The sequence below is a fragment of the Streptomyces sp. NPDC021562 genome, assembly GCF_040640875.1.
Taxonomy (GTDB): Bacteria; Actinomycetota; Actinomycetes; order Streptomycetales; family Streptomycetaceae; genus Streptomyces.
On record NZ_JBFACN010000003.1, the window covers coordinates 498,785 to 509,859 of the forward strand.

The window sequence follows — 11,075 nt, forward strand, 5'->3', positions numbered from 1 at the left end:
CTCGTCGTCGGTACACGGCGTTGTCGGCACGCCGGAACAGCACCGATCCTGCCATGAGCACCTGACGGCGGGCACCCGGGAATGGGGTCGCCGGTGCCGGTGTTGCCGATGGAAAAGGACTGCATTCCGAGGAGAGCCATGTCCGAGACCGTGACCAGCTCAGGCAAGACCCCCGTCGACTTCTGGTTCGACCCGCTCTGCCCCTGGGCCTGGATGACCTCCCGCTGGGTGCTGGAGGTGGAGAAGGTCCGCGACATCGAGGTCCGCTGGCACATCATGAGCCTCGCGGTCCTCAACGAGCCCAAGCTGGACGAGCTGCCGGAGGAGTACCGCGAGCTGCTGGAGACCAAGGCCTGGAAGCCGATCCGGGTGGTCACCGCCGCCTGGCAGAAGCACGGTGACGACGTCCTCGGCCCGCTCTACACCGCGCTCGGCACCCGCATCCACAACAACGGCGAGGGCCCGACGCTGGAGGCCATCGCGGGCGCCCTCGCGGACGTCGGCCTGCCCGCCGACCTGATCGACTACGCCGACCAGGAGGACTTCGAGTTCGACGCGCAGCTGCGCGCCTCCCACAAGGAGGGCATCGACAAGGTCGGCCAGGACGTCGGCACCCCGGTGATCGCGGTCCCCGGCCCCGACGGCGAGCAGATCGCCTTCTTCGGCCCGGTCGTCACCCCCGCCCCCAAGGGCGAGGAGGCGGCCCGCCTGTGGGACGGCACCGTCGCGGTCGCCTCCGTCCCCGGCTTCTACGAGATCAAGCGGACCCGCACCAAGGGCCCCGACTTCAGCAACCTGGTCTGACGTCCCGGAACGAAGGGGAGCCCCCGCGAGTCACGTCCTCGCGGGGGCTCCCCCCTTTGTGCCGCCCGCCCCGGTGAACGGTGAGAAGACGATCACGAGGCAGGACGTCCGGCCGCTCAGGGAGCGAGCAGCAGCACATCCGCCCGCGACCGCGCCGCCGCGTGCCGGCGGGCCACGTCCTGCCAGTCGACCACGGCCCACATGGCCTCGATGAAGTCGACCTTCTGGTTCCGGTACTGGAGATAGAAGGCGTGCTCCCAGGCGTCGAAGACCAGGATCGGCACCGATCCCTGGCCGACGTTGCCCTGGTGGTCGTAGACCTGCTCGACGATCAGCCGGCCGCTCAGCGGCTCGTACGCGAGGACGCCCCAGCCGGAGCCCTGGGTGGTGGCCGCCGCCTTGGACAGCTGCGCCCGGAACGCGGCGAAGGAACCGAAGGACTCGGTGATCGCGTCGGCGAGTTCCCCGACGCCGTCCGCGGCCAGCGGCTCGCCCCCGCCGCCGTCACCCGTCATGTTCCGCCAGTAGATCGAGTGCAGGATGTGCCCGGAGAGGTGGAAGGCCAGGTTCTTCTCCAGGCCGTTGACAGCCCCCCAGCTTCCCTTGTCCCGTGCCTCGGCCAGCTGCTCCAGCGTGTCGTTGGCGCCCTTCACATAGGCCGCGTGGTGCTTGTCGTGGTGGAGCTCGATGATCTCGGGGCTGATCACGGGCGCCAGCGCGGAGTAGTCGTAGGGCAGTTCCGGCAGCGTGTAGACGGGCATGGGCGTGGATCCCCTCCGGGGTTCTTATTGCAAAGAGCTTGCAACTACACGTTAGCAACAAGAAGCCTGCTCCGGGCAACAGGAAGGCCCCCACGTGTCGCACGCGGGGGCCTCGTGGTGGCGGGATTCAGCGCTCCGCGCGCCGGCGCTGCCGCAGCGCTCCCACCGCCGCCAGCACGGCCGTCATGCCGCCCGTGTAGTACAGCTGCACGCGGGTGCCGGGCTCGCGGGCCATCAGGACGAAGACCGCCGCCATGCCCGCCAGGGCCAGCCAGGTCAGGTACGGGAACGCCCACATGCGCACGACCAGCTTCTCCGGGGCCGTACGGGCCAGCCGGCGGCGCAGCAGCAGCTGGGAGACGGCGATGAAGACCCAGACGACCAGGATCACCCCGCCGATCATGTTCAGCAGCCAGGGGAAGACGTCGTCGGGGCGCCAGTAGCTGAGCACCACGCAGACGAACCCGAAGACGCAGGAGGTCAGCACGGCGACCCGCGGCACGCCCGACGACACCCGCGCCAGCGCCCGCGGGCCCTGGCCCCGCCGCACCAGCGAGTGGGCGATCCGCGAGGAGCCGTAGACGTTGGCGTTCATCGCGGAGAGCAGGGCGACCAGCACCACCACGTTCATCACCTGGCCGGCGCCCGGGATGCCCAGGTGGTCGAGGGCGGCGACGTACGGGCCCTTCGCCACGACCTCCTTCGCGTCCCAGGGGACCAGGGTGACGACGACGGCCATCGAGCCGACGTAGAAGAGGCCGATGCGCCACATGGCGGTGCGGACCGCGCTCGCCACGCCCCGCACCGGGTCCTCGGACTCGGCGGCCGCGATGGTGACCGTCTCCAGGCCGCCGTACGCGAAGACCGAGGCGAGCAGGCCGACGACCAGGCCCTCGCCGCCGTGCGGGAGGAAGTCGGTGAGGTTCGAGGCGCCGGGGGAGTGCGTGCCGGGCAGGGCGCCGGCCACGGCCAGCACCCCGAGGACGAGGAAGAGGACGATCGCGCCGACCTTCAGGGCCGCGAACCAGAACTCGAACTCGCCGAAGCTGCGCACCGCGGCCAGGTTCGTCACGCAGAAGACCACCATGAACAGGGCCACCCAGGCCCACTCCGGGGTGCCCGGCAGCCAGCCCGTCACGATCTTCGCGGCGCCGATGCCCTCCAGGCCCACCGCCGTGCACAGCAGCACCCAGAACGACCAGCCCGCCGTGAACCCGGCCCACGGCCCGATCGCCCGCTCCGCGTGCGCCGAGAAGGACCCGGACGACGGGTACGCGGCCGACATCTCGCCCAGCATCCGCATCACCAGCATCACGAGGAGCCCGGAGACGGCGTAGGCGACGACCACCGACGGGCCCGCGGCGGCGATGGCGGACCCGGAACCCACGAACAGGCCCGCCCCGATGACACCGCCCAGGGCGATCATCGACAGGTGGCGCCGTCTGAGGCCGTGGGAGAGCGTGACGTCGTCGTCGTTCCGGGTGCGCGGCGGTGCGGTGACCGGGGTGCTGCGGTGCGGCATGGGCGCGGCTCGTCCAATGCGTGAGATGGGCAAAAACGCCCACAGTCTGGGCGGCCTCCCCGCCGCGGGGGGAGGCCGCCCACCATCCGGACCGGCCGGTCACCGAGCGTGCTTACGCCGCTACGGGCGTGTAGTGCGAGGCGTCGCCCTGGATCGAGTAGCTCTCCTTGCCCTCGACGCCGACCGGGACGTCCCCGGCGAGGGTCACCCGGTGCAGCCGGCGCGGCAGGCCGTCGTAGTTGTCGACGGCGTAGTGCTGGGTGATCCGGTTGTCGAAGATGACGAGCTGGTTCGGCGACCAGCGGTGCCGCAGGATGTTCTCCGGACGGGTGACGTACGCCTGGAGCAGGTCGAGGATCCGGCGGGAGTCGGACGGCGGGAGGCCGACCAGGCGCTGCGCGAACCCGCCGATGAACAGGCCGCGTTCCCCGGTCAGCGGGTGCACGCGGACCACCGGGTGGACCGTGCGGTAGGTGATCGACGTGAACTGGGCGCGCTGGGCGGCCTGCCGCTCGTCGATCTCCTCGTCGGCGACGGCGTAGTCGTAGTCGTTCGTGTGCTCCGCCCACAGGCCGTCCGCCAGCCGGCGCAGCGGCTCGGGCAGGTCCCGGTAGGCGGCGGCCGAGCTGGCGATCAGGGTCTCGCCGCCGTACGGCGGGACCCTGATCGACCGCAGGGTGGTGGCCTGGGGCGGGTTGAGGACGAAGGTCACGTCGGTGTGCCAGTGGTTGGCGGCCCGGCCGCGTTCGCTGTCCACCGGCAGCACGTTCGGGACGCCGTCGACGGAGGACACCGTCGGGTGGGCGGTGGTGACCTCGCCGAAGGTGCGGACGAACGCCTGGTGGCTGTCGTCGTCGAGGTTCACGTCGTCGAAGACGAGCGCCTTGTGGGTGCTGAGGGCCTCGCGGACGGCCGCCGCGGTCTTCGCGTCGAGGGGCCGGGAGATGTCGACGCCGGAGACCCGGGCGCCGATGTTCGCGGTGATCTTGGTGATCTCCAGGGACATGACGGTTCCTTTCAGACGAGCGCGGGGCTGGTGGTGTACTGGTTGGCGGGGCGCGGGAGGCCGTAGCGCTCCCGCAGGGTGCGGCGCGGTCCGTACTCCTCGCGCAGCAGGCCGCGGGCGCGCAGGACCGGTACGACGTGGTCCACGAAGGTCTCCAGGCCGGAGGGCAGCACCGGCGGCATGATGTTGAAGCCGTCGGCGGCCCCCTGGGTGAACCAGGTCTCGATGGCGTCGGCGACCTGGTCCGGTGTCCCGGCGAAGGTCAGATGGCCGCGGCCGCCGCCGAGCCGGCCGATCAGCCGCCGCACGGTGAGCCGCTCGCGCCGGGCCAGCTCGACCACCAGGGTGTACCGGCTCTTGGCTCCCTCGATGGCGTCCTCGGGCGGCAGTTCGGCGGGCAGCTCCCGGTCCAGTTCCAGGGTTCCGGCGGGCAGGTGCAGCAGCCGCTCCAGGTTGGCCACGCCGTGCCGGTGCACGATGTGGTCCTCCAGGAGCTGTTCTAGCTCCCGCGCCTCGGCCTCCGTCGAGCCGATCACCGGGACGATGCCGGGCAGCACCTTGAGGTGGCCGGGGTCGCGGCCGGCCGCGGCCGTCCGGGCCTTCAGGTCGCTGGAGAAGGCGCGCGCGTCCTCGATGGTCTGCTGCGCGGTGAACACCGCCTCCGCGTACCGGGCCGCGAACGCCTTGCCGTCCTCGCTGGACCCCGCCTGCACGAGCAGCGGGTAGCCCTGCGGGGAACGCGGCACGTTCAGGGCGCCCTCGACACCGAAGTACGGCCCCCGGTGCCGGGGCGGGTGGATCTTCGCGTCGTCACCCCAGACCCCGGAGGCCTTGTCGGCGACGATCGCGTCGTCCTCCCAGCTGTCCCAGAGCTTCAGCGCGACGTCGAGGAACTCGGCGGCCCGCGCGTACCGCTGCGCGTGCGCGGGCTCCTCGGTGATCCCGAAGTTGCGGGCCGCCTCGGCGCCCGCCGTGGTGACGATGTTCCAGCCCGCCCGGCCGCCGCTGATGATGTCGAGGGAGGCGAACCTGCGGGCCAGGTTGTAGGGGGAGTTGTAGGAGGTGGAGGCGGTGGCGATCAGGCCGATGTGCTCGGTGGCCGTCGCCAGCGCGGTGAGCAGGGTCAGCGGTTCCAGGGCCCCGGCCGGCCGCTGGGCGACGCTGCCCCACAGATGCGGTCCGTCGGCGAGGAAGAGCGAGTCGAAGGTGCCGCGTTCGGCGGTCCGGGCCAGCCGCACGTAGTGCGCGAGGTCGACGTGCGCGTGCGGGTCGCTCTCCGGCAGGCGCCAGGAGGCCTCGTGGTGACCGGTGTTCATGAGGAAGGCGTTGAGGTGGAGCGTGCGGGTCATGCGGGGTCCTCCGTGACACCGAGGGCGGCGAGCAGGCGGGTGCGGTACTCGTCCCGCGGGCGGGTGTGATCGATGGTCAGGTCGACGCCGATCCGGCCCTTCTCCAGGACCAGGACGCGGTCGGCGAGGACGATCGCCTCGTCGACGTCGTGGGTGACGAGCAGGACCGACGGGCGGTGCCGTTTCCACAGCTCGCGCAGCAGGTGGTGCATCCTGATCCGGGTGAGCGCGTCCAGCGCCCCGAACGGCTCGTCGGCGAGGAGCAGTTCCGGCTCGCGGACCAGCGAGCGGGCGAGCGCGGCCCGCTGCGCCTCACCGCCGGACAGCTCGCCCGGCCAGGCCCGCTCCCGGCCGCCGAGGCCGACCTCCGCCAGCGCGGCGCGCCCCTTGTCGTACGCGTCCCTGCCGTCGAGACCCAGGACCACGTTGTCCAGCACCCGGCGCCAGGGCAGCAGCCGGGAGTCCTGGAAGACCACCGAGACCCGGTCGGGGGCGGTGAGCCGGCCGCCGCCGGTGACCCCGTGGTCGAGTCCGGCGACCGCCCGCAGCAGGGTGCTCTTGCCGGAGCCGCTGTGCCCCAGCAGCGCGGTGAACTGCCCGGCCGGCACGTCCAGATCGATGCCGTCCAGGACCGTACGGTCGCCGAACGACCTGCTCAGTCCCCGCAGCCGGACCGCGGGGCGGGTCAGCTGCTCAGTGTGCGGCGCCATGACAGCACCCTCCGTTCGACGAGCCGGACCACGGTGTCGGAGACCAGGCCGAAGACGCCGTAGATCAGCAGACCGACGAGGATGATGTCGCTGCGCCCGTAGTTCTGGGCCTGGAACATCATGTAGCCGAGGCCGCTGGTGGCGTTGATCTGCTCCAGGACGACCAGACCCAGCCAGGAGCCGGTGACGCCGAGCCGGAGTCCCACGAAGAATCCGGGCAGCGCGCCGGGGATCACGATCTGCCGCACGAACCGGAACCTGGACAGGCCCAGCACCTCGGCGAGTTCGACGTAGCGGCTGTCGATGGCGGAGAGCGCGGCATGGGTGTTCAGGTAGACCGGGATGTAGACGACGATCGCGATGATGGCGATCTTGAAGGTCTCGCCGATGCCGAGCCAGAGGATGAACAGCGGGATGAGTCCGAGGGTGGGGATCGCCCGGTTGATCTGCACGGTCCCGTCGATCAGCGCCTCGCCGGTCCGGGTGAGCCCGGAGACCAGGGCCAGCAGCACCCCGGCGGCCAGCCCGATCACGAAGCCGTACCCGGCGCGCTCGACCGAGGTCAGGATGTCGGTGCGCAGCGTCCCGCCGGTCCACAGGCGGACGGCGGTGTCCAGGACCGTCCAGGGCGCCGGGATCGCGCTCGTGTCCAGTCGGCCGGCGGCGGAGGCGATCGCCCACGCGGCCAGCAGGACCAGGGGCCCGGCCAGCCGGGCGGCGGGCAGCCGTTTGCCGGGGGACAGGCGGCGCCGCGGGCGGACCCGGTGGGTCTCGTCGTCCTCGGCGACGGGAACCGGCACGGTGCCGGTGGTCACGGCGGTCATTTGCGGTACTCCTCCGGTACGGCCTGCGCGGCGAGGCCCTCGAAGCGGTGGTCGAAGAGCGAGGAGACGTCGGTCTTCTTCACGAAGCCGCCCTGGGCCAGCAGGTCGGCGGTCTCCTGCTCCCACTTGATCGCCTCGTCCCAGCTCGGCGGGAACAGCGGCTTGTTGGCGAGCTTGGTGATGCCCCGGGCCTGGGCGAGCGTCAGGTTCTGGGTCCTGACGTAGAACTCCTCGTTCCAGACGTCCGGGTGCTCCCACTGCCAGACCAGGCCCTTGGCCCACTGCGGGATGTACGCGGCGATCGCGGCGGCCTTCGCCGGGTCGTCGAGGACCGCCTGCGGTGCCCAGAGCAGGTTCAGCAGGTCGACGACGTCCGTGGTGATCGTGCGGGCGCCCTTCGAGCCGTACTGCTGGAGGTAGGCGGGCACCTGGGTGTTGGCCAGCGGCGCCACGTCCACCTGACCTGACTGCAGGGCGGTGAGGAACTGGTTGCTGGTCAGCGGCACCAGCCGCACGTCGTCGTAGGAGAGCCCGGCCTCCTTCAACGCCCGCAGCAGGACGACGCCCTGGGCCTGCCCCTGCGAGAACGCGAGTTTCCTGCCCTTGAAATCGGCGACCGTGCGGATGTCGCTGCCGGGCTTGGTGGCGAACAGGTAGTTCGGCTTGCGGGTGATGTCGATCGCCACGATCTTCGCCGCGAAACCCTGGAACTGCGCCTGGATCGGCGGAATGCCGGCGTTGTTCGCGAGGTCCAGCGACTTCGCGCGAAACGCGTTGATGACATCGGGACCGGCCCCGATGTTCAGCCAGCTCGACACCGTGAACGGCAGCTTCGGCAACTTCGCCAGCTTCAACTGCAGCTGCTGCTGGCCCAGGTAGGAGGCGATCTTCAGACTGGTGCCGGCCGGCACCTTGGCGGCCAGCGGAGCGGTGGCGGCGCCCTTGGTGTCGGCGGCGGCACTGCCGCCCGCGCAGCCGCTCAGCCCGGCCACGGCCGCCGAGGCGCCGAGCAGTGAGGTGAGGAAGACCCGGCGGTCGACGCCGGACGGGGACGCAGAAGGCATGGGAGTACTCCGGGGAGAAAAGCGGGGGAGAAAGGCAGCGTGAATGACCGGCGACGAAGGGCCGGAAACAGAGGTGTCACGCGGAGAAACGCGCGCCTTGGGCGCGCCAGGACGTCAGCAACAAAGAGTGCGACAGGTCATGAGAAAGATGTTCCTTGCCGTGCGCGACGACTGTCAATATTCCGAGTTTCTGAATTAAATAAGCTCTGGTGACGCGTTCAACGGGTCCCGGTACAGCACGTCGAGGACCACCGAACCGCCCGCGACCGCCAGCACCCCGGCCCCGAAACTGGTCGGCGCCACGGGCGCCCGCCGCGGCCCGACCGCCTCCCGCAGCGCGGCCAGACAGTCCTCCCGGTACAGCGCGCCCACCTCGGTGACGACCACGCTCTCCGGGTTGAGGACGTCGAGCAGCAGCGCCGCCGCCCGCCCGGTCAGCCGCGCCCGCTCCACCAGCAGCCGTACCGCCACCGGGTCGCCGGCCCGCGCCGCCGCCAGGACGTCCATCGGATTGCCGGCGTCGACGATCCCGGCGGCCCGCGCCCGCCGGACCAGCGTCCGCTCGCCCAGCTCCACCTGGAGACAGCCGGTGCGTCCGCAGGCGCAGGGTTCGGTGCCGCCCGGCACCGGGAGGTGGGCGATCGTGCCCGCCTGCGAGCGCGGGCCGTGGTGCACCTCGTCGCCGGTGGCGAACGCCGCGTCGACCACGTTCCCGACGAACAGGTGCAGCACGCTCCGGCTGCCCCGGGCCCGCCCGAACAGCCGCTCGCCGTTGACCAACGCCCGCGCGTGCCCGTCCACATGGACCGGCAGCCCGGTGCCCGCGCCGAGCAGTTCGCGCACCGGTACCTCCCGCCAGCCCAGCAGCGGGTGCTCGACCACGGTCCCGGAGTCCCGGTCCACCCAGCCGCCGACGGCGACCCCGACGCCCAGCGGCCTGCTGCCGGGCACCTCGTCGAGGAGCGCGGCCAGCCCGGTGGCGGCCCGCGCCAGCACGGCCCGCGGCTCGGTGCGGCCCGCGTGCTTCAACTCCCGCCGTACGACGACCCGGCCGCGCAGGTCGAGCAGCGCGACCGTGGTGTACGGCACGGCCACGTGCACCCCGCCGACCACGAACCGCGAGTCGTCCAGGTCGACCGGGACGTGCGGCCGGCCCACCCCCCTGACGCGCTGCGGTGCCTCCGTCTCCCGGATCAGGCCGAGTTCGGTGAAACGGGCGCAGTAGTCGGTGACGGAGGCCGGGGACAGCCCGGTCAGCCGGGCGATGGTGGAGCGGGCGACCGGCCCGTGCTCCAGGACCGACCTGAGCACCACACTGGCGCTGCTGCGCCGGCGGTCACGGGGCGGGGAGGCAGGCGGGGGCAGAGCGGTACGGGGCATGGGGAAACCGTCCTCGGGAACGGGGCCGACACGTCTCGGGGTGCGAGGCGCGCCGGACCGGTCTCCCGCGGCGCGGCCTCAGGCCGGACGGCGACAGGTGGCAGCCCCTTGCCGTCGCAGGTCGACGTAGCGACGCGACGTGAGGTTCAGGGACTGGGCGACCATGTCCCGAAGAGTAGGGCAGAGAGCGGGAATCCCACCAGACCGCTGGGGTTCGATTAGGGGAACTCCACAGGGCTGTTCAACGCCGTTGACGTGACTGAAACATCTCTGCCTCAGTGATCGGCGTCACCCCGTACCCGGTGTAACCCACACCCTTTGTGGGGAGCCCACCAAGCGTCACTTCCGGCCTTTGTCGACCGCTGACGTGTTCGGCCCGGACGGGGCCGGGATAGCGTCACGGTGTCCGTCCCTGACCTGCCCCGTCCTCGCCGACCTCACCCCCGCGGAGACCCCATGAGCACCGCCGCCGCGTCCGCCCGTACCGGCACCGTCCTCGCCGACCTCCTGCCCGCGTCCCGGGTGCGCGACGCCGCCCTCGTGGTCGGCGGCGCCGCGCTCACCGGCCTCGCCGCGCAGCTCGCCGTGCCGGTCCCGGGCTCCCCGGTCCCGGTGACCGGCCAGACCTTCGCCGCCCTGCTGGTCGGCACCGGCCTGGGCGCCCGCCGCGGGGTGGCCTCCCTCGCGCTGTACGCGGCCGCCGGCCTGGTGGGCGTGCCGTGGTTCGCGGGCGGCACCTCCGGCCTCTCCGTCTCCTTCGGCTACATCCTGGGCATGATCCTCGCCTCCGCGATCGTCGGCGCCCTGGCCCGGCGCGGCGCCGACCGCGGCGTGCTGCGCATGGCGGGCACGATGGTGCTCGGCGAGGCGGTCATCTACGCGATCGGCGTGCCGTACCTGGCCTACGCCGCCGGTATCTCCGCGTCCGCGGCGATCGCGGCCGGCCTCACCCCGTTCCTGATCGGCGACGCGCTCAAGGCGGCCCTGGCGATGGGTGCGCTGCCCACGGCATGGAAGCTGGCCGACAAGCGCTGACACGCCTTCGACGCGGCGGGGCCCGGGGTGCGCAGGCACCCCGGGCCCCGCTCCTCGTGGGGCCCGGCCCCCGCACTGCCCCGCGTTCGGCGCCATGTCACACTCGTCCCATGCGCGTGTATCTCGGCTCCGACCATGCGGGCTTCGAACTCAAGAACCACCTCGTCGAGTGGCTGAAGGCGGCGGGCCACGACCCCGTGGACTGCGGCCCCCACATCTACGACGCCCAGGACGACTACCCGCCGTTCTGCCTCCGCGCGGCCGAGCGGACGGCGGCGGACCCCGAGTCCCTCGGCGTCGTGATCGGCGGCTCCGGCAACGGGGAGCAGATCGCCGCGAACAAGGTCAAGGGCGTTCGCGCGGCCCTCGCCTGGAGCGAGGAGACCGCGTCGCTCGGCCGGCAGCACAACAACGCGAACGTCGTCGCGGTGGGCGCGCGCATGCACACGCAGGACGAGGCGACGAAGTTCGTCGAGACGTTCCTGAACACGCCGTTCTCCGAGGAGGAGCGCCACACCCGCCGCATCGACATGCTGGCGGAGTACGAAAACACCGGCACCCTCCCCCCCATCCCCCCACACCACCCCCAGCCGTAACCCCCGGCCCGGCCCCGCCGGGCC

11 protein-coding genes are annotated in these 11,075 nt (G+C 72.0%); 3 read left to right on the top strand and 8 right to left on the bottom strand.

What is annotated here, in order from left to right:
• The first annotated feature begins 138 nt into the window (after nucleotides 1–138).
• On the top strand, nucleotides 139–804 hold the full coding sequence (locus AB0G52_RS06935; protein ID WP_132886842.1) for a DsbA family protein: 666 nt from the start codon (nucleotides 139–141) through the stop codon (nucleotides 802–804).
• Nucleotides 805–920: 116 nt separating this feature from the next.
• On the opposite strand, the gene AB0G52_RS06940 is transcribed toward AB0G52_RS06935, so the two are convergent.
• The 8 genes from AB0G52_RS06940 to AB0G52_RS06975 form a co-directional block, all read right to left on the bottom strand.
• Nucleotides 921–1,565 (bottom strand): superoxide dismutase, encoded by a 645-nt coding sequence (locus AB0G52_RS06940; RefSeq protein ID WP_132886841.1) that lies wholly within the window; start codon nucleotides 1,563–1,565, stop codon nucleotides 921–923.
• 127 nt (nucleotides 1,566–1,692) lie between these two features.
• Nucleotides 1,693–3,087, bottom strand: coding sequence for an amino acid permease (locus AB0G52_RS06945; protein WP_361334409.1), 1,395 nt, complete (start codon nucleotides 3,085–3,087; stop codon nucleotides 1,693–1,695).
• Nucleotides 3,088–3,199: 112 nt separating this feature from the next.
• On the bottom strand, nucleotides 3,200–4,093 hold the full coding sequence (locus AB0G52_RS06950) for a TauD/TfdA family dioxygenase (protein ID WP_361334412.1): 894 nt from the start codon (nucleotides 4,091–4,093) through the stop codon (nucleotides 3,200–3,202).
• Nucleotides 4,094–4,104: 11 nt separating this feature from the next.
• Nucleotides 4,105–5,442 carry an LLM class flavin-dependent oxidoreductase gene (locus AB0G52_RS06955; RefSeq protein WP_361334415.1) on the bottom strand — a complete coding sequence of 446 codons (1,338 nt, stop codon included), beginning with the start codon at nucleotides 5,440–5,442 and terminating at the stop codon, nucleotides 4,105–4,107.
• The gene (locus AB0G52_RS06960; protein ID WP_132886837.1) at nucleotides 5,439–6,152 is read right to left on the bottom strand and encodes an ABC transporter ATP-binding protein; all 714 of its coding nucleotides are present in this window, start codon (nucleotides 6,150–6,152) and stop codon (nucleotides 5,439–5,441) included. The genes AB0G52_RS06955 and AB0G52_RS06960 overlap by 4 nt, the downstream gene beginning before the upstream one ends.
• Nucleotides 6,128–6,976, bottom strand: coding sequence for an ABC transporter permease (locus AB0G52_RS06965; RefSeq protein ID WP_361334418.1), 849 nt, complete (start codon nucleotides 6,974–6,976; stop codon nucleotides 6,128–6,130). Before AB0G52_RS06965 ends, AB0G52_RS06960 begins: the two co-directional genes overlap by 25 nt.
• A complete protein-coding gene (locus tag AB0G52_RS06970; protein WP_361334420.1) occupies nucleotides 6,973–8,040 on the bottom strand; it encodes an ABC transporter substrate-binding protein in 1,068 nt (355 codons plus the stop codon). Before AB0G52_RS06970 ends, AB0G52_RS06965 begins: the two co-directional genes overlap by 4 nt.
• Nucleotides 8,041–8,235: 195 nt before the next feature.
• Entirely contained in the window at nucleotides 8,236–9,420 is a 1,185-nt protein-coding gene (locus AB0G52_RS06975; RefSeq protein WP_361334423.1) for an ROK family protein, read from the bottom strand.
• Nucleotides 9,421–9,876: 456 nt separating this feature from the next.
• On the opposite strand from AB0G52_RS06975, the gene AB0G52_RS06980 reads away from it, so the two are divergent.
• Nucleotides 9,877–10,455: a biotin transporter BioY gene (locus AB0G52_RS06980; RefSeq protein ID WP_358972726.1), complete on the top strand. Its 579-nt coding sequence runs from the start codon at nucleotides 9,877–9,879 to the stop codon at nucleotides 10,453–10,455.
• A gap of 110 nt (nucleotides 10,456–10,565) precedes the next feature.
• On the top strand, nucleotides 10,566–11,051 hold the full coding sequence (locus AB0G52_RS06985; RefSeq protein ID WP_361334426.1) for a ribose-5-phosphate isomerase: 486 nt from the start codon (nucleotides 10,566–10,568) through the stop codon (nucleotides 11,049–11,051).
• Nucleotides 11,052–11,075: the final 24 nt, after the last annotated feature.

Bases quoted from the DNA above. Each gene is read 5' to 3' on its own strand.
- AB0G52_RS06935 (WP_132886842.1), top strand. From the start codon at position 139: ATGTCCGAGACCGTGACCAGCTCAGGCAAGACCCCCGTCGACTTCTGG.
- AB0G52_RS06940 (WP_132886841.1), bottom strand. From the start codon at position 1,565: ATGCCCGTCTACACGCTGCCGGAACTGCCCTACGACTACTCCGCGCTG.
- AB0G52_RS06945 (WP_361334409.1), bottom strand. From the start codon at position 3,087: ATGCCGCACCGCAGCACCCCGGTCACCGCACCGCCGCGCACCCGGAAC.
- AB0G52_RS06950 (WP_361334412.1), bottom strand. From the start codon at position 4,093: ATGTCCCTGGAGATCACCAAGATCACCGCGAACATCGGCGCCCGGGTC.
- AB0G52_RS06955 (WP_361334415.1), bottom strand. From the start codon at position 5,442: ATGACCCGCACGCTCCACCTCAACGCCTTCCTCATGAACACCGGTCAC.
- AB0G52_RS06960 (WP_132886837.1), bottom strand. From the start codon at position 6,152: ATGGCGCCGCACACTGAGCAGCTGACCCGCCCCGCGGTCCGGCTGCGG.
- AB0G52_RS06965 (WP_361334418.1), bottom strand. From the start codon at position 6,976: ATGACCGCCGTGACCACCGGCACCGTGCCGGTTCCCGTCGCCGAGGAC.
- AB0G52_RS06970 (WP_361334420.1), bottom strand. From the start codon at position 8,040: ATGCCTTCTGCGTCCCCGTCCGGCGTCGACCGCCGGGTCTTCCTCACC.
- AB0G52_RS06975 (WP_361334423.1), bottom strand. From the start codon at position 9,420: ATGCCCCGTACCGCTCTGCCCCCGCCTGCCTCCCCGCCCCGTGACCGC.
- AB0G52_RS06980 (WP_358972726.1), top strand. From the start codon at position 9,877: ATGAGCACCGCCGCCGCGTCCGCCCGTACCGGCACCGTCCTCGCCGAC.
- AB0G52_RS06985 (WP_361334426.1), top strand. From the start codon at position 10,566: ATGCGCGTGTATCTCGGCTCCGACCATGCGGGCTTCGAACTCAAGAAC.